The organism is Bradyrhizobium sp. 139, from assembly GCF_023074175.1.
Classification (GTDB): domain Bacteria; phylum Pseudomonadota; class Alphaproteobacteria; order Rhizobiales; family Xanthobacteraceae; genus Bradyrhizobium.
In genome coordinates, this window is record NZ_JADPKS010000107.1 from 250,373 (window position 1) to 267,859 (window position 17,487).

The window sequence follows — 17,487 nt, forward strand, 5'->3', positions numbered from 1 at the left end:
TTCAGAAGAAACCGGTAGCACGCTCTCACAACGGCAAATTGTCGTGCTTCTTCGCCGGCGTTTCCACCTTCTTGTCCTTCAGCATCGCCAGCGCCCGCGCGATCCGCTTCCTTGTCGAGTGCGGCATGATGACGTCGTCGATGTAGCCGCGTTCTGCCGCGATGAACGGTGACAGGAAGCGGTCTTCGTATTCCTTGGTGCGGGCGGCAATCTTGTCGGGGTCGCCGATGTCGCTGCGGAAGATGATCTCGACCGCGCCCTTTGCGCCCATCACGGCGATCTGCGCGGTCGGCCAGGCGTAGTTCATGTCGGCGCCGATTTCCTTGGAGGCCATGACGTCGAAGGCGCCGCCATAGGCCTTGCGGGTGATGATGGTGACCAGCGGCACGGTGCATTGCGAGTAGGCGAACAGCAGTTTCGCGCCGTGCTTGATCAGGCCGCCATATTCCTGCGCGGTGCCGGGCAGGAAGCCGGGCACGTCCACGAAGGTGACGATCGGGATGTTGAAGGCATCGCAAAAACGAACAAAGCGCGCAGCCTTGCGCGAGGCGTCGCTGTCGAGCACGCCGGCCAGCACCATCGGCTGGTTGGCGACGAAGCCGACGGTGCGGCCGGCGATGCGGCCGAAGCCGGTGACGATGTTCTTGGCGAAGGCATCAGCGATTTCGAAGAAGTCGCCCTCGTCCACGACCTTCAGGATCAGCTCCTTCATGTCGTAGGGCTTGTTCGGATTGTCGGGGATCAGCGTATCCAAGGACATGTCGATGCGGCCGATATCGTCGAAGCTCGGCCATTCCGGCACGCCGTCGGTGTTGTTGGACGGCAGGAAATCGATCAGGCGCCGCATCTGCAGCAGCGTCTCGACGTCGTTCTCGAAGGCGCCGTCCGCAATCGAGGAGCGCGTCGCGTGCACGGAAGCGCCGCCGAGCTCTTCGGCGGTGACGACCTCGTTGGTCACGGTCTTCACCACGTCGGGGCCGGTGACGAACATGTAGCTGGTGTTCTTCACCATGAAGATGAAGTCGGTCATGGCAGGCGAATAGACGTCGCCGCCGGCGCAGGGGCCCATGATGACCGAGATCTGCGGGATCACGCCCGAGGCAAGCACGTTGCGGCGAAACACGTAGGAATAGCCGGCGAGCGCGGCGACGCCTTCCTGGATGCGGGCGCCGCCCGCATCATAGAGGCCGATGATGGGCGCCCTCGCCTTCATCGCCATGTCCTGGAGCTTTGTGATCTTCAGCGCGTGGGTCTCCGACAGCGAGCCGCCGAACACGGTGAAGTCCTTGGCGAAGACGAACGTCTTGCGGCCGTTGACGGTGCCCCAGCCGGTGACGACGCCGTCGCCGGGTACCTTGTTCTTCTCCATGCCGAATTCGATCGAGCGGTGCTCGACGAACATGTCGAACTCCTCGAACGATCCCTTGTCGAGCAGCAGCTCGATGCGCTCGCGCGCGGTCAGCTTGCCGCGGGCGTGCTGCGCCTCGATGCGCTTCTCCCCGCCGCCGAGCTTTGCGCCGGCACGACGATCTTCAAGGGCGTCCAGGATGTGTTTCATTTGCTCCCGCCAGTTCTTAACTAGGACCTGCTTGCCGGGGTTCTAACACGGCATTTTGTGAGCCGGAAAGCGGCTTTCGGCCTCGCAGGGCAGCCCTGCCGCGGGCTGAAAGCGTGAGGGATTACAAAGTTTTGCCTGGGAGGGCGACCATGGACCAAGAAACGGCCGAGACCGGCGCGGCGACCGGCGGCGTCAACATCCTGCTGCGGCTGGAGGGCCTCACCCTGTTCTTGGGGATGGTGATGCTCTACGCGGCCTGGGACGGCTCGTGGCTGGTGTTCGCCTTGCTCTTCTTCGTCCCCGATCTGAGCTTCCTAGCGTACCTTGCCGACGCCCGGTTCGGCGCGATGGTCTACAATGCCGCCCACAGCTACATGGCGCCCGTGACGCTGCTGACGCTGGGTTTCGGCCTCGCCTCGCCCCTCACTCTGTCCATGGCCTTGATTTGGCTCGCCCATATCGGCATCGACCGGGCGCTCGGCTATGGCCTGAAATATTCGGCCGGGTTCGGCTTCACCCATCTCGGGCGGATCGGCCGGCAAAAAGGCGCCTGACCCCGCGCGCGTTGGCGGCGGGACTACCGCCATTTTGTCGGCTCTCGCCGATTGACCGGCCTGCCGATTCAGGCTTGCTCCAAGCTTACGATCAGGCGCCGAATGTTGCGTGAGCCCAGTCGGTACGGCGGCGGTCATCACGTCCGGCTGCAAGCATCACCCCATGTCCGTCACAGTCGTCCCCCTGCCGCCGAACTCATCGTCCGAAACCACCGACTTCCTGCGGCGCATGGCCAGCATGGTGTCGGGGCGGAATGGCGAGATGCTGCTGCGCGCCGCCGCCCTGATCGAGTCGCTGAGCCAGCGGGCGATGACGGCGGAACGCCTCTATCACCACGAGCACGAAGAGAACACACGCAACACCGAACTGCGCGAGGCCGGTGAGATGGCCTCCGATGAGGAGCACGTGAGAGCGACGTCGGCGCCACATCCTCCGTCATTGCGAGCGCAGCGAAGCAATCCAGAATCTTTCCGCGGCGGCAATCTGGATGGCTTGGTCGCAAGACTTCTCGCAATGACGAGTCCTACGGCTCGCCCGGCTTGAACGGCTCCTGCTTGTCCGACGGCACCGTCTCCTCGGCCATCGCCAGCAGCATCGCGACCATCACGTAATTGCCGGCGACCGCGGTGAGGTCGACGATCTGTTGATCGCTAAACATCTTCTTCGCCCGCGCATAGGTCTCGTCGGCGACCTTCCTGGTCGTGGTGAGCTCGGTGACGAAGTCGTAGACGACAGCTTCGGCCTCGACCATCTTCGACGGCCGCTTGTTGGCCTTCAGCTCCGCAATGATGTCCGGTGACAAGCCCGCCTTGGCCGCAAGCGGCGCGTGCGCGAACCATTCCACCTGCGAGCGCCACTGCCGCCCGATGATCAGGATCGCGAACTCGTTGAGCTTGACCGGGACCGAAGTTTCCCAGCGCAGATAATGGAACAGGTCGAACAGGCGCTGGCCGAGCACGGGGCTGCGGATCATCGGATTGTAGGGCCCGCCGATGCCGACGCTCGACACCTTCATGATCTGCTCCCCGAGCGGCTTCTGCTTGGCGTCGAGCTGGTCCATGGTGAGCTGCGGAAAGCGCGGCTCCTTGCCGGTTGCGGGTGCTCCAAACATCGTGGCGGCGAGCCAGCCGCCGGCAGCGGCGAGCGTGAGCGACGACAGCCAGAACGGCGTTGAAGTCATTGTTGTCCTCCCGACCTTTTTTCTTGCCTGGTCGACGGGATGCTAGTCGAGCGGCGGGGCGCGCGCCAGCAAAGTGGTGCTAGATCGCGCCGATCTCGGCAAGGCAGGCTTGCGTCAACGGCATGCGCTCGCCGACGAGACGCGGCTCTTTGCAGTCCATGTTGAGCGCAAACACCGTGTGCGCCTCGCCCTTCTCGGCCCAGCCAACCATCCAGCCCAGCGACGGCTCGCCGCGCTCGGCGCCCAAGAGCCCCGACTTGGCGCGAATGACGCTATCACCGACCCTGGTCACCGGCAGGATGTCGGCGACGAGATCCTGGCTGCGTTTGGAGATCGGGAGCGCGCGGCGGCGCAGCCGGTCGACGAAATCGATCTGCTCGACCGGGTCGATGCGCAAGGCGCCGGTGAGCCAGAACTGGTCGATGCCGCCGCCGATGTCGCGATTGCCGTAGTCGAACAGATCGACATATTTCTGCATGCGCTCCTGGCCGATTCGGCGCGCGATCTCCTGATAGACCGGCACCGCACTCACCGCGATCGCACTGCGCAGCGTGTGATCCTTGTTCCAGGCTTCGATCGGCCGCTTCATACCGTCCCAGGGAAACACGTCCTTGTCAGGGTCGGCGACGACGCCGGTCTCGAGCGCAATCAGCGAATTGGGAATTTTGAAGGTCGAGGCCGGCAGCTTCGCTTCACCCGAGCGCTCCCTGTCGCTGGCGACGATCAGATAGTCCTCGACCTTGTAGCCGATGAAGGTGCCGGCGGTGCCGAGATCGGTAAAGCGCTTTGCGAGGCTCTCGCTGATTTCGTTCCGCGGCGGCGCGACATGGGCGAACGCACGCGACGGTATGGCGGCAGCTGCGGCAAGAAGGCCAAGGGTGGAACGGCGGGTGAGCAAAAGCGGTGTCCGTTGAAAGATGAAAGTGGCCGCGACCATGCAGCCGCTACGTGGTGAAACGATGACAGCTTTCAGCGCCCCCGCCCCGACAGCCGCAGCACGAACACCAGCACTTCGGCGACGGCCTTGTAGAGATCGGGCGGGATCTCCTCGCCGAGCTCGACCTTGGAGAGCGCGCCGGCCAGAACCTCGTTCTCCTCGATCGGGATGTCGTTGGCCTTGGCGATCTCGACGATCTTTTCGCCGATGGTGCCCTTGCCCTTGGCGACGACGACCGGCGCGTTGCTGCCCTTTTCGTAATGCAGCGCAATCGCGAGCTTGGTCCCGTCGCTCATGTGGCGCGATCCAGGAAATGCCCGGCGCGGGCCGGCGCGGGCTGCGGCGGGGTGCCGTCGCGAACCAGGATGTCGCCCGGCTTGAGCTCGGCTCTCGTCAGCGCCTGATTGAGCTCACCGACTCCGGCGCGGAGCTGCTGTGCGGTCGCCGGCCGCTCCGCCCACATGCGTACAAACGTCTTGTCGCCGCTCAGCGTGATCAGTGCGTGCACGGGGCCGGCCGGCTCGACATTGAGCGAGAAGCGCGCGCGCCAGGCGCGCTTGGCGGGATCGGCGGACTCATTGCCGCCGTCGCGCGAGATCTCGAACTGCGCCATTGCGGTGCCCTGCGGCGTTGCGAAGGGAATCTCGAAATTCCACTGCGGCGCGGTCGGGTCGATGCGGTGACCGCTGGCGTCGGTGCGATCGGGGAGCGAAGCGACCTGAAGCAAGGTCTGGCGCGCGATCGCGGCATCGGTGTCGTCGAGTAGCCGATGCACGGTCGCAGTCAGCGGCGTATCCGGCGCGAGCGATGGCGAGGCGATGGACTGAGGCGCCGGCAATGCGCCGCGGAACGGCGGCGGGGTCGCGCGCGCGGCCGCCGCGAAGATATGTCCGTCGGGCACGGCCTTGTTCGAGCCGGGCACATTGCCCGTCATGCGCGGCAGCTCTTGCGTGACCTCCAGAAGCAGATTCGCGGCAAGGCTGGCGGTAAGGCTCGCAGTGAGGCCGGTGGACATGATTCGCGGCATCGCGGCCTGCGGCGCGCCGCCAGCGATGTCGGCGAGCACGGCCGCCGCGAGATTGGCGGTGCGCGGCATTTGCGGCTGGTGGGCGATCCCGGGTCCGGCTGACGAGGAAGCGGCCGGCGCGGCGGCGCCTTGCGATGTCCCTGTGGCGCTCGCAGGAATCGCCGCCCCCTGTGGCGCGGCGGTCTCGATCGTGGCCAGCGCCTGGCGCAGCACCAGCAGCGCTGCCTTCAGGTCCGGCATCGTGCCGGAGGACGGTGTCGTGCCTGCGGCCAGCGAGGCCTCGAGGAACAGGCCGGACTTCTGGAAGGCGGACTCGATATCGCCGCCATCAAGCCCGGTATTGAGCGGCATCTGCTGCGCCAGTACGTCCAGCATGGCCTGCTTCAATCCTGGCGGCAGATCGCTGCCGGTCACGACGGAGGCCAGATTGGCGAACAGCGGCGCTTGGCTGCCCTGTCTGGTCACGGCCTCGGCCGAGGCGGCGGTGACCGCAACTTGTTCGGACGGCGTCAGGATGTTGCGTGCCGCAGCAGCGGACGGCGCAAGCGACGGGCTCTCCACCAGTGAGGCGGCAGCCGGCGTCAGCGCGACCTGATCGGCGGTCGCCTCGCCTGCCCCGCCCACGACGGCGAGCCGGATAGTGCCGTCGTTCTGCGACACCGCGAGCTGGAGGTTCTGTCCCGGCGACAACGCCACTTCCGACATCACGTCCAGGGAGAGGTTTGCGATTGCGATCCGCACCAGATTGTCGGCGAGCACGCTCACGACTCTTGCGTCGACCACGCTGCCGGCCTGAAGCAGGAGATCTGGCGTCGCCGCATCAGCAACAGAACTGGCAGCACTGACGGGAAGGATCGAGCTTATCGGCGTCGGCATCTGAAGGGGCCCAGGGAACGCTAGCCCCATCCTAAGGCCGCCTCGTAAACCTCTCGTTAAGGACCTTTGGCTGCTTGCGGCTTTACGGCGGCCAAAACCGCTCCGGCGGCCTCGAAATCCCGCCCGCGTGCAGCCCGGCGTACCACCGCCTCCTCGTCCACGCCCCATGTCTCAGCGTTCCAGTCCTCATCGACATGAGCGGCTGCCCAGACCTGGTCAGCGTCACGCACGCCATGGGCCAGCGCCAGCGCCAGCAGCGCCGAACCGGTCAGGGTCGTGACCACGTGGAGCGCCGCGATCGACCAGGCATCCCCGGGCAACGCGGCGCGCGCAGCCTGAACCGCCTCCTCCGGCTGCTTCACATGCATGATGCCCTCGGACAGGATGAAATGCGCGCCCAGCGTCTGCGCAGCCCAGAATAGCACGGGATCCCAATGCGCGGCCTCGCGGGCGACCAGCCCTTCGGGGTGGCCGGCGCGATAGAACAGCAAGTCGGCCTCGAAGTATTTTGCAAGATCGTCGCTGACGAGGTCGACGCGGTCGATGACACCCTCGACCACGCTGTTGGCGATCCGCGTCAGCGGCATGGTCACGGGATCGATCGTTTCGCCCTGAGCCGCCCATTCCGCGGCGACTGCATCGGCCAGCGCGCGCGATGGGATCACCACCTGGCGGCTGGAGGGCGTACGGATCGGCTTGCCATCCAGCATGATGGCGAAGCCGCTCTCGGCCTCGGCCACGCCCGCTTCCTTGTAGAAGCGCTTGCGCCGGGGCGTGCGCACGGACCGGCGCACCGCCTCCTGCGGATCGAGCGGGGACCGCCCCGCAACCTCATCGAACAATTCGCGCATGTCGTTTCGGCCCCGGTCTATGAATGCTAGGCTTGTAAGATAAGATCAGCGGCCGATAAAGCGAGCGGCAAGGCATGAGGGAACTTGCGGGCATTGTGGCCCTGCTCTCCGGGTCACGCTGAATTTCATCCTGGTCAACGGCCCGGAGGGCTGGCTGATCACGGATGTCGAGAGCCCGCACGACAGCTTGCGGATGTTTCTGGAGCAGTTTCGGAATTGAGGGGGCCCAAACTACTCTTCAGGCGCGTTCTCGATCGGATCAAACCGGCTCGCATCCAGCCCGAGCAGATTCCACGACTGCTGCATGTGCTGCGGCAATGGCGCAGTAGCATCGATGAAGCCGCCGCGCGGATGCGGAATGACGATGCGGCGCGCGAGCAGATGCAGCCGGTTTTGCAAGCCGCCCGGCAGCTGCCAGTTCTCGATATTGAAATATTTGGAATCGCCGACGATGGGGTGGCCGATATGTTCCATGTGGGCGCGCAGCTGGTGGGTGCGGCCCGTCACGGGCTTGAGCGACACCCAGGTCAGCTTGTTGCCGGCGGTCTCGACGACCGCATAGTACGTCACCGCGTGGCTGGCGCCCTCGTCGCCATGCTGGGCGATGCGCATGATGGTGTCGTCCTCGCTCTCCTCTTTTGCAAGGAAGGTCGAGATGCGGCCCTGCTTCGGCTTCGGCAGGCCCGGCACCAGCGCCCAATAGGTTTTTCGCGCCGACCGCGAGCGGAATGCGCCGGTCAGGTGCGAGGCGGCAAAGCGTGTCTTCGCGATCAAGAGACAGCCCGACGTCTCCCTGTCGATACGGTGCACCAGGCGCGGCTTTTGGCCCTTGGCATCGCGCATCACCTCCAGCATCTGGTCGATGTGCCGCGTCATGCCCGAGCCGCCCTGCACCGCGAGGCCAGCCGGCTTGTTGAGGACGAGAACGTCGTCGTCCTCGTAGATCGTCATCTCCTTCAGCGCGGCAAGCGTCTTTTGCGCGGCCTCCGATAGCGGGCTTGCTGCCTTCAGCGTGTCGAGCTTCAGCGGCGGAATGCGGACGCCCTGCCCCTCCTCCAGCCGATCCTTGCTGTCGACGCGCTTGCCGTCGACGCGCAGCTCGCCTTTGCGCACGACACGCTGGATGTGAGAGAACGACAGGCCGGGAAAGCGCGCTTCGAGAAAGCGGTCGACGCGCATGTTGTTCTCGTCGGCCGTCACGATCACGGTCTGCACCTTGGTCGGCAGCAGCGCCTCGACGGGCTTTGCAGGCGCAGGCTTTTCCAGCGCGGGCTTCTCCAACGCTGATTTGGGCGCGCGCCGCTCGGTGCGCTCGGCGGCAAAGCGCGGCGGCTTCGCGCCGGGCTTACCGCCCGGCCGCGGCCCGGCGCTCTTCGCGCTACGCGCCTTGAACGGACGCGAATCGTCGCGCTCGTCACGCGAACGGGGCTTTGGATTCATTCTCTTGATGCGGCGGCTCATGCGGTCTTTCCAAGCTTTCGTGTCGTCTGCACCGTCGCGCGGCGCGGCAGCGACGCAACCTGCGCCCCCACCTCTTTCTCCGCGAGCCGCAACTCATATTGCTGTTGCAGATTCATCCAGAATTGCGGGCTCGTACCGAACCAATGGCCAAGGCGCAGTGCCGTGTCGGCGGTGATGCCGCGCTGCCCGTTGATGATGCCGGTGATCCGGTTCACGGGTACATCGATCTGGCGTGACAGTTCGGCTGCTGTGATGCCGAGCTCTCGCAATTCTTCGGCAAGATGCTCGCCGGGATGAATGGTCGTGCGGGGCATAGAATTTCCTTGCGGAGTAGCAGGACTTACGCGTTACGTAAACCGTAAATCCATGCCGGGGGCAAGCTCGACGCGGTCTATTATCCGCCCCGCTCCTTGCGCAGTTTGGCCCAGTAATCCAGCCGCTTCCGGATCTCGCGCTCGAACCCGCGCTCGGGCGGGTCGTAGAAGGTCTGGCGGCCTAGCGCTTCCGGAAAGTAGTCCTGGCCGGAGTAGGCGTCGGGGGCGTCGTGGTCGTATTCGTAAGCTGCGCCGTAGCCTTCCGACTTCATCAGCTTGGTTGGCGAATTGAGGATGTGCTTCGGCGGCAGCAGCGAGCCGGCCTGCTTTGCGACCTGCATCGCCGTGCCGAAAGCAGTGTAGACGGCGTTCGATTTCGGCGCCGTGGCGAGATAGACGACGGCTTGCGCGATCGCGAGCTCACCCTCGGGATGACCGAGAAAGTCGAAGGCGTCCTTGGCAGCGTTGGCGATGACGAGCGCCTGCGGGTCGGCGAGCCCGATGTCCTCGACCGCCATGCGTACGACGCGGCGGGCCAGGAACAGCGGGTCCTCGCCGGCGTCGAGCATGCGCGCGAGGTAATAGAGCGCGGCATCGGGATCGGAGCCGCGCACGGACTTATGCAGCGCCGAGATCAAATTGTAATGGCCGTCGGCCGACTTGTCGTAGATCGGAGCGCGGCGCTGCAAAATCTCCTGCAATTGCGCGGCATCGAACATCTCGTCCTTGCGCGCGGCGCGCCAGACCTCCTCAGCGAGTGTCAGCGACGCGCGGCCGTCCCCGTCGGCCATGCGCACCAGCACGGCGCGCGCCTCCGCATCGAGCGGCAGCTTGCGGCCCTCGACCGCCTCGGCATGCGCGAACAGCTTTTCGATCGCGGCCGCATCGAGCGAGCGAAACACCAGCACGCGCGCGCGGGACAGAAGCGCCGCATTGAGCTCGAAGGACGGGTTCTCGGTGGTGGCGCCGACCATCACCACCGTGCCGTCTTCCATCACCGGCAGAAACGAATCCTGCTGGGCGCGGTTGAAGCGATGCACCTCGTCGACGAACAGCAGCGTGCCCTTGCCCATCTCGCGGCGGGCACGTGCGGCCTCAAAGGCCTTCTTGAGATCGGCGACGCCGGAGAACACCGCGGAGATCTGCTCGAAATGCAAATCCGTCGCATCCGCCAGCAGCCGCGCCACCGTGGTCTTGCCGGTGCCGGGCGGGCCCCAGAACACCAGCGAGCCGAGCGTACGCGTTTCCAGCATGCGCGTCAGCGCGCCGTCGGGACCGAGGATATGGTCCTGCCCGACGACTTCCGACAGCGCGCGCGGGCGCAGCCGGTCCGGCAGCGGATGCGGGGCCTCGTGGTCAAGCCCCGCCGCGGCGAAGAGCGTTGGCGTCTCCTGTGGTCGCTTCGGGCTCATCCGCCCAGCGTGACGTTGATCTGCTGGCCGCCACGCACCAGCGTGATGCGCCAGATCCGCGGCCGTTCACCGGCTGCCTTCTCGATATCGCCGGTCTTGCTGATCTTCTGGTTGTTGACGGCAAGGATGATGTCGCCCTTTTGGAAGCCGACATTCGCCGCTGCGGTATCGCCACCGAGATCGGTGATCACGACGCCTTCGGTGTCGGCATCGAGGTGCAACTCGTCGGCGACTGCCGGCGTGATGGTCGAGACCTTCGCGCCCTGGAACGGCGAGCGCGCGGTGACGACGAGCTCGTTGCGGCCGGTGTCGGGCGCCGTCTCCAGCGCCACCGTCAGCCTGACCGGCTTGCCGCCGCGCTGCACGTCGATCTGCGCGGTGCCGCCGAGCGGACGCGTCGCAAAGCGATAGTCGAAAGCGTTGGGATCATCCACGGTCTGGCCGTCGATCCCCGTGATGAGATCGGATGATTTCAGACCGGCCTTGGCCGCGGGGCCGTTCTGCACCACGCTCGCGACCAGTGCCCCCGTCGGCGAGCGCAGGCCGAGGCTCTCGGCGATCTCGGGCGTCACCGCCTGCAATCTCGCGCCGAGCCAGGGACGCTTCACCGCCTTGCCGCCGCTCTTGGCGGAGGCGACGACGACGCGCACCATGTTGGCCGGTATCGCAAAGCCGATGCCTTGCGAGCCGCCGGAGCGCGAATAGATCGCGGTGTTGATGCCGGCGAGCTTGCCGCTCATGTCGACCAGCGCGCCGCCGGAATTGCCCGGATTGATCGCCGCGTCGGTCTGGATGAAGAACTGGTAGTCGGTGATGCCGACCTGCGTGCGCGCGAGCGCCGAGATGATGCCGTGGGTCACCGTCTGGCCGACGCCGAACGGATTGCCGATCGCGAGCACGACGTCGCCGACCAGCAGCTCATCGGAATTGGTGAAGTCGAGGGTCGGGAATTTCTCCTTGGTGTCCTTCAGCCGCAGCACGGCGAGATCAGTGCGCGGATCCTTCAGAAGAATCTCGGCCTCGAATTCGCGCTTGTCCGATAGCGATACCTTGACCTGGTCGGCCCCCTCGATGACGTGGACATTGGTGACGACGAGGCCCGACGCATCGACGATGACGCCGGAGCCGAGCGAGCGCTGCATCTGCTCGGGCTGCTGGCCCGGAACGCCGAAGAAGCGGCGGAAGATCGGGTCGTCCAGCAACGGGTTGCGGTTCTGCACCATCTTGGCGGCATAGACGTTGACGACCGCTGGCTGCACCCGCTGCACGATCGGCGCATAGGACAGCCGCAGCTCGGCCGGCGACGACGGGACGCGGCGATCCTGCGCGGCGGCCGGATTGAAGTGGGCCGAAAAGGCTATGCACGAGGCGGTGATGACGGCGGCACGGATCGATCGAAACATTCCTACCTCTCGGAAAAGACGCCGGAATATAGGCGCGTTCGCCAGCCAATAGAAGGGCGCCGGACGGCAATATTCAGCCCCTCTCGCCCTGCCCCGGCATGCAAGCCCTGCGTGCGGAATCGCAATTTGCCTGGCTTCGTGGATTGGCATGACGCGCATCAAATTGCATTCTGGCCCCCGGTGAATTCGGTTGCAGCGATGCATCAGTGGGAACCACGCAACCGGAGCGCGCCGTCGCGGGGCAGTCACCGATCGTTCTTAGGCTCTCCGTTTGCGACTTGAGGAAGTTGGTCCAACCAATGGAGTGATGACGTGAGCAACACGATATCCATGGCCACGGCGATTGGCCTTGTCGGCGCGCTGGCGGCCTCGCAGGCCCAGGCCCAATCGGCAAGCAGCAGCGATCAGGAGATCGCACTTCTGAAACAGCAATTGAAGATGCTGGAGCAGAAGCTCGACAAGCTCCAGAGCCAGACCGCCGCAAACACGGCAGCCACCGCGAAGGCCAAGGCCGAAGCCAAGGCGGAAGCGAAGGCCGAAGCGCGCTCGGAGGCGAAGGCGGTCGTGGCCAATGCGAACGCGGGGTTTCCCGTCAAGGGCACGGCGCCGGCATCCGGCGTTATCGTGACGATGCCGAACAACCGGCCGACCATCTGCACCGCCGACGGCGCGAACTGCGTCGCCATTACTGGCCGCGTGCATTGGGACGTCGGCGGCTACGATTATCGCCCCAACACCGCGGCCACCGTGCCGCAGAAGCTCGACAGCGGCGAGAACGTCCGGCGCGCACGCATCGGCGTCGCCGGCAAATTCTTCAACGACTGGAATTTTGCGCTGGTCTACGACTTCGGCGGCTCCTCCGACGGATTTGGCGGCGCAGCCCCGGGTTCGCTGCCGGGCGGCGGCGTCTCCGGCGTCGAGAACGCCTATCTCAGCTATACCGGCCTGAAACCGTTCGGCGGCAAGATGGCGATCGAGGCCGGCATCATGGACCTGCCTTACACCCTGGACGAGGCCACGAGCTCCAACGACACCATGTTCATGGAGCGCGCTTCGGCGGGCGTGATCGCTACCGGCATCGCCGCCGGCGACTTCCGCTCCGCCGCCGGCGCGCGCTGGTACAACGATCAGCTCTGGATCGGCGGCTATGTCACGGGACCATCGACGGGCGCGATCCATTCCGCCTCGAGCGCGGCGCCGGCCGGCACGAGCGAACAATACGGCGCTGTGGCGCGCGTTGCGGGCAATCCCATCAGCGGCAACGACTACTCGGTGCATATCGGCGCCGACGCGGAATGGCTGATCCAGCCGCCACGCAATCTGATCGCGAACACGCAGACGGTCGCGCTCAGCGATCGCCCCGAACTGCGCATCGACCCGACGGCCCTGATCTCGACCACCGCGATCGCCAACGCCTCAGGCGCACAGGTCTACAGCGTCGAAGCTGCCGCGACCTATGGGCCGCTGATCCTCCAGGGCGAGTATTTCTGGTACAACGTCGATCGCACTGCGAATACCGGCGTGCCGCTGGTCGGCGCACCGAGCCTCAAATTCCAGGGCGGGTATGCGCAGGCCGGTTACGTGCTGACGGGCGAGAACCGGACCTACAATGCGGCCAACGCGGCCTATAACGGCGTCAAGCCGGCGCACCCGTTCTCGCTCGACGGCGGTGGCTGGGGCGCCTGGGAGATCGCGGGGCGCTTCTCCACGATCGACCTCAACGATCAACTCGGGACCGCAACCGGCATCGCGGGGGGCCGGCAGACCGTCTACACGCTCGCGCTGAACTGGTACGTCAACGGCAACGTCCGCTTCATGCTGGACTACCTGCATGGCACCGTCTCGAAGCAGGCCTCGCCGGTCTCGACCGCCGATGTCGGCTCGAAGTTCGACGCGGTCGCGATGCGCACGCAGTTTGCGTTCTGATGCGATTGGTTCCGGGAGCGGCGTGGTCCGCTCCCGGATATTCACGCCGCGCGCTTCGGCTTCTTGATCGGCTCCACCTCGGGCGCCGGCGTACAGGACAGCCGCGGCAGTATCCAAACAGGGACGCCGCATCTACAGTACTTGCAAAATCGGAGCCAGCGGGACAGTTACAGCGGCAGGCGAGCACGCCATCTGATGGAGACAAGCCATGAAGGCCGTCGGCTACAAAAAATCGCTTCCGATCGAGGATCAGGACGCGCTGATCGATTTCGAGACCGCAAAGCCAGAGCCCAAGGGCCGCGATATCCGGGTCGCCGTGAAGGCGATCTCGGCCAATCCGGTCGACTACAAGGTGCGCAAGCGTGCCGCCCCGCCCGAGGGCGAGACGAAGATTCTGGGCTATGACGCTGCCGGAATCGTCGATGCCGTGGGTCCCGACGTCACGCTGTTCAAGCCAGGCGACGCGGTGTTTTACGCCGGCTCGATCCTGCGCCAGGGCACCAACTCCGAATTCCATCTGGTCGACGAGCGCATCGTCGGCAACAAACCGAAGAGCCTGTCGTTTGCGCAGGCCGCGGCCCTTCCCCTCACCTCGATCACCGCCTGGGAATTGCTGTTCGACCGGCTCGGCGCGGCGCCCGGCAAGAGCATCGATCCGCGCACGCTCCTGATCACCGGCGGCGCCGGCGGCGTCGGCTCGATCCTGATCCAGCTTGCGCGCCGCCTCACGGGCCTCACGGTGCTCGCGACCGCGACGCGGCCGGAGTCGCAAAAGTGGTGTCTCGATCTCGGCGCGCATGCCGTGATCGACCACGGCAAGCCGATGAAGGAGCAGATCGAAAAGCTCAAGCTGCCGCCGGTTGCGCTGGTGGCGAGCCTCACCTTCACGGACCAGCACTACAAGGCGATCGCCGAGTTCATGGCACCGCAGGGCAAGTTCGGCCTGATCGACGATCCCTCGGAGTTCACCATGAGCGCATTCAAGGGCAAGGCGATCTCGGTGCACTGGGAATCGATGTTCACGCGCTCCTCGTTCCAGACGCCTGACATGATCGCGCAGCATCATTTGCTGGACGATGTCGCCGACCTCATCGACAAGGGCGTGCTGCGCACCACGCTCGACCAGACCTTTGGTACGATCAACGCCGCCAACCTCAAGCGCGCGCACGCGCTGCTCGAGAGCGGCAAGTCGCGCGGGAAGATCGTGCTGGAGGGGTGGTAGCTACGAACTGTGCGTAGCTGCTTAGGGTGGGCAAAGGCGCACTTGCGCCGTGCCCACCATCCCTCAACGAACGCGGCAAGAACGGTGGGCACGCTTCACTTTGCCCACCTACAGCACCACGATTCCGGTGCCACGCCTTCGCAGCCTCATGCAATGGTATTGACGATGCCGCCCTCGGCCCGCAGCGCCGCGCCGTTGGTCGCGGACGCCTCCTTTGACGCAACGTAGACCACCATGTTGGCGATCTCGTCGACGCTGGCGAAGCGCTGGAGCAGCGAGCTTGGGCGATGCCGTTTGACGAAATTGGCCGCGGCCTCATCGATTGACTGGCCGTTCTGCCTGGCGAGATCCTTCACAAACGTCTCGACGCCCTCCGACATTGTCGGACCCGGCAGCACGGAATTGACGGTGACGGCGGTACCGCGGGTGAGCTGCGCGAGGCCCCGCGCGACCGAGAGCTGGGCCGTCTTGCTCATGCCGTAGTGGATCATCTCGACCGGAATGTTGAGCCCGGACTCCGAGGAGATGAAGACGACGCGGCCCCAATTGCGCTTGAGCATGCCCTTCATATACGCGCGCGCGAGACGCACGCCGCTCATCACGTTGACCTCGAAGAAGCGGCTCCAGTCCTCGTCCGGAATGTCGAAAAAGTCTTTCGGCTCGAAGATGCCGGCATTGTTGATGAGGATGTCGACGTCTGGCAGCGCCGCGGCCAGCGCCTTGCAGCCCGCAGCGGTCGAGACATCGGCGGCGATGCCGCGGACCTTCCCGCCCACAGCTTCCAGCTTGCGCACGGCCGCATCGACCTTGTCCTGGTTGCGACCGTTGATCACCACGCTCGCGCCCGAGCCGGCAAGGCCCTTGGCAATGGCGTGGCCGATGCCGGCGGTCGAACCGGTCACGAGTGCGGTCTTTCCGGAAAGGTCGATGTTCATGCAATATCTCCATTGATGCTGGTGGAGATATCGGGCGCTGCCGCGTACGCCGCAATCGGCGCTCACCGATGCGTGACGAACCCGCGGCCTGTAGCTGGGCAAAGCGCAGCGTGCCCACCACTTCGACGCGACCTGCGGACCGAATGGCAAGGCGCGCGAAGCACCGCCTTTGCCCACCCCACGAAAAAAAGCGGCGCCCGAAGGCGCCGCTTTCTCGAAATATCCATACCGGTCGGCTTACGCCGCCTCGGCTTCCTTTTCCTGTACCGGACCGGAGTCCTGGCCCTTGGCATCGACGTCGCGATCGACGAACTCGATCACGGCCATCGCGGCGTTGTCGCCGTAGCGGAAGCCGGCCTTGATGATGCGGGTATAGCCGCCCTGGCGGTCCTTGTAGCGGGTCGCCAATACGTCGAACAGCTTCCTGACCTGATCCTTGTCGCGCATCTCGGAGATCGCCTGACGGCGCAGGGCCAGCCCGCCCTTCTTGCCGAGGGTGACGAGCTTCTCGACGATCGGACGCAGTTCCTTTGCCTTCGGCAGCGTGGTGACGATCTGCTCGTGCTTGATCAGCGCGGCCGCCATGTTGGCGAACATCGCGCGGCGATGCTCGGCCGTCCGATTGAGCTTCCGATGAACCTTGCCGTGACGCATGTGACTATTCCTTAGTTCGAAAACTGCCGCGACGGTTCGCCGGACATGTTGCTCAGGTGGGCTGCCTGCGTTCGCCCGCCAAAGCGCGATGAACTCGCGCCTTAGCCTGTCGTAGCTCGGATCAGTAGTGATCCTCGAAGCGCTTGGCGAGCTCGTCGATGTTCTCCGGCGGCCAGCCCGGCACTTCCATGCCGAGGTGCAGACCCATCTGGGCCAGCACTTCCTTGATCTCGTTCAGCGACTTGCGGCCGAAGTTCGGAGTGCGGAGCATTTCCGCTTCGCTCTTCTGCACGAGGTCGCCGATGTAGACGATGTTGTCGTTCTTCAAGCAGTTGGCCGAACGCACCGACAGCTCGAGCTCGTCCACCTTCTTGAGGAAGGCCGGGTTGAAGGCGAGGTCCGGGATGATCTCCTGGGCGACTTCCTTGCGCGGCTCTTCGAAGTTGACGAACACGTTGAGCTGATCCTGCAGGATGCGCGCGGCGTAAGCCACGGAGTCATCCGGCGTCAGCGCGCCGTTGGTCTCGATCGTCATGGTCAGCTTGTCGTAGTCGAGGATCTGGCCCTCGCGGGTGTTCTCGACCTTGTAGGAGACCTTGCGGACCGGCGAGTACAGGCTGTCGACCGGGATCAGGCCGATCGGCGCGTCCTCGGGACGGTTGCGCTCGGCGGGTACGTAGCCCTTGCCGGTGGCGACCGTGAACTCCATGCGGATCTCGGCGCCCTCGTCGAGCGTGCAGATCTGCAGGTCGGGGTTGAGCACGACGACGTCGCCCACGGTCTGGATGTCGCCGGCGGTGACGACGCCCGGGCCGGACTTCTTCACGACCATGCGCTTGGGGCCTTCGCCCTGCATCTTGATCGCGATGTCCTTGATGTTGAGCACGATGTCGGTGACGTCCTCACGGACGCCCGCGATCGAGGAGAACTCGTGCAGCACGCCGTCGATGTGCACCGATTGCACCGCCGAGCCCTGGAGCGAGGAGAGCAGGATACGGCGCAGCGCGTTGCCGAGCGTCTGGCCGAAGCCGCGCTCGAGCGGCTCGGCGACGAGGGTCGCGAAACGGTTCGAATCGCTGCCGGGCTGTACCTGGAGCTTGTTCGGTCGAATCAGTTCTTGCCAATTTTTCTGGATCGTCACTGTTTCACCCATACAGGCCAGTCAAACTGCCGTTG

Annotated in this window: 16 protein-coding genes and 1 pseudogene; 4 read left to right on the plus strand and 13 right to left on the minus strand. The window is 65.2% G+C overall.

All coding sequences use genetic code 11. The features are described 5' to 3' along the window. Nucleotides 1–25: 25 nt before the first annotated feature. Nucleotides 26–1,558, minus strand: a complete 1,533-nt coding sequence (locus IVA80_RS25310) for an acyl-CoA carboxylase subunit beta (RefSeq protein ID WP_247436863.1) — start codon at nt 1,556–1,558, stop codon at nt 26–28. 149 nt (nt 1,559–1,707) lie between these two features. On the opposite strand from IVA80_RS25310, the gene IVA80_RS25315 reads away from it, so the two are divergent. Both IVA80_RS25315 and IVA80_RS25320 read left to right on the plus strand, forming a co-directional pair. Beyond that, nucleotides 1,708–2,112, plus strand: a complete 405-nt coding sequence (locus tag IVA80_RS25315) for a DUF4260 domain-containing protein (RefSeq protein ID WP_247436867.1) — start codon at nt 1,708–1,710, stop codon at nt 2,110–2,112. 163 nt (nt 2,113–2,275) lie between these two features. Further along, nucleotides 2,276–2,509: pseudogene (locus tag IVA80_RS25320) on the plus strand (hypothetical protein); the annotation flags it as partial. Nucleotides 2,510–2,636: 127 nt separating this feature from the next. Here IVA80_RS25320 and IVA80_RS25325 read toward each other — a convergent pair. From IVA80_RS25325 to IVA80_RS25365, 9 genes are all read right to left on the minus strand, one after another. Continuing rightward, nucleotides 2,637–3,293: a carboxymuconolactone decarboxylase family protein gene (locus IVA80_RS25325; RefSeq protein WP_247436870.1), complete on the minus strand. Its 657-nt coding sequence runs from the start codon at nt 3,291–3,293 to the stop codon at nt 2,637–2,639. 79 nt (nt 3,294–3,372) lie between these two features. Continuing rightward, on the minus strand, nt 3,373–4,191 hold the full coding sequence (locus IVA80_RS25330) for a penicillin-binding transpeptidase domain-containing protein (RefSeq protein ID WP_247436873.1): 819 nt from the start codon (nt 4,189–4,191) through the stop codon (nt 3,373–3,375). 71 nt (nt 4,192–4,262) lie between these two features. Beyond that, complete coding sequence (locus tag IVA80_RS25335; RefSeq protein ID WP_247436876.1) at nt 4,263–4,526, minus strand: EscU/YscU/HrcU family type III secretion system export apparatus switch protein; 264 nt, start codon at nt 4,524–4,526, stop codon at nt 4,263–4,265. Beyond that, nucleotides 4,523–6,133, minus strand: coding sequence for a flagellar hook-length control protein FliK (locus IVA80_RS25340; RefSeq protein ID WP_247436879.1), 1,611 nt, complete (start codon nt 6,131–6,133; stop codon nt 4,523–4,525). The genes IVA80_RS25335 and IVA80_RS25340 overlap by 4 nt, the downstream gene beginning before the upstream one ends. 56 nt (nt 6,134–6,189) lie before the next feature. Beyond that, nucleotides 6,190–6,984 (minus strand): ATP12 family protein, encoded by a 795-nt coding sequence (locus IVA80_RS25345; protein ID WP_247436882.1) that lies wholly within the window; start codon nt 6,982–6,984, stop codon nt 6,190–6,192. 231 nt (nt 6,985–7,215) lie between these two features. Further along, on the minus strand, nt 7,216–8,445 hold the full coding sequence (locus tag IVA80_RS25350) for an RluA family pseudouridine synthase (protein WP_247436884.1): 1,230 nt from the start codon (nt 8,443–8,445) through the stop codon (nt 7,216–7,218). Then, nucleotides 8,442–8,759 carry a HigA family addiction module antitoxin gene (locus IVA80_RS25355; RefSeq protein WP_247436887.1) on the minus strand — a complete coding sequence of 106 codons (318 nt, stop codon included), beginning with the start codon at nt 8,757–8,759 and terminating at the stop codon, nt 8,442–8,444. The genes IVA80_RS25350 and IVA80_RS25355 overlap by 4 nt, the downstream gene beginning before the upstream one ends. Nucleotides 8,760–8,839: 80 nt before the next feature. Next, a complete protein-coding gene (locus IVA80_RS25360) occupies nt 8,840–10,171 on the minus strand; it encodes a replication-associated recombination protein A (protein ID WP_247436890.1) in 1,332 nt (443 codons plus the stop codon). Then, nucleotides 10,168–11,574: a DegQ family serine endoprotease gene (locus IVA80_RS25365; RefSeq protein ID WP_247436893.1), complete on the minus strand. Its 1,407-nt coding sequence runs from the start codon at nt 11,572–11,574 to the stop codon at nt 10,168–10,170. The genes IVA80_RS25360 and IVA80_RS25365 overlap by 4 nt, the downstream gene beginning before the upstream one ends. 330 nt (nt 11,575–11,904) lie before the next feature. On the opposite strand from IVA80_RS25365, the gene IVA80_RS25370 reads away from it, so the two are divergent. Together IVA80_RS25370 and IVA80_RS25375 are read left to right on the plus strand one after the other, a co-directional pair. Then, nucleotides 11,905–13,500: an OprO/OprP family phosphate-selective porin gene (locus tag IVA80_RS25370; RefSeq protein ID WP_247437087.1), complete on the plus strand. Its 1,596-nt coding sequence runs from the start codon at nt 11,905–11,907 to the stop codon at nt 13,498–13,500. Between the two features lie 208 nt (nt 13,501–13,708). Further along, nucleotides 13,709–14,722 (plus strand): zinc-binding alcohol dehydrogenase family protein, encoded by a 1,014-nt coding sequence (locus tag IVA80_RS25375; RefSeq protein WP_247436896.1) that lies wholly within the window; start codon nt 13,709–13,711, stop codon nt 14,720–14,722. Between the two features lie 146 nt (nt 14,723–14,868). Here the strand turns inward: IVA80_RS25375 and IVA80_RS25380 are convergent, their stop codons facing one another. The 3 genes from IVA80_RS25380 to IVA80_RS25390 form a co-directional block, all read right to left on the minus strand. Next, nucleotides 14,869–15,657 (minus strand): SDR family oxidoreductase, encoded by a 789-nt coding sequence (locus IVA80_RS25380; RefSeq protein ID WP_247436899.1) that lies wholly within the window; start codon nt 15,655–15,657, stop codon nt 14,869–14,871. Nucleotides 15,658–15,894: 237 nt separating this feature from the next. Continuing rightward, the gene (rplQ, locus tag IVA80_RS25385; protein ID WP_247436901.1) at nt 15,895–16,311 is read right to left on the minus strand and encodes a 50S ribosomal protein L17; all 417 of its coding nucleotides are present in this window, start codon (nt 16,309–16,311) and stop codon (nt 15,895–15,897) included. Nucleotides 16,312–16,432: 121 nt separating this feature from the next. Beyond that, nucleotides 16,433–17,464 (minus strand): DNA-directed RNA polymerase subunit alpha, encoded by a 1,032-nt coding sequence (locus IVA80_RS25390; protein ID WP_247436904.1) that lies wholly within the window; start codon nt 17,462–17,464, stop codon nt 16,433–16,435. Between the last annotated feature and the right edge of the window lie 23 nt (nt 17,465–17,487).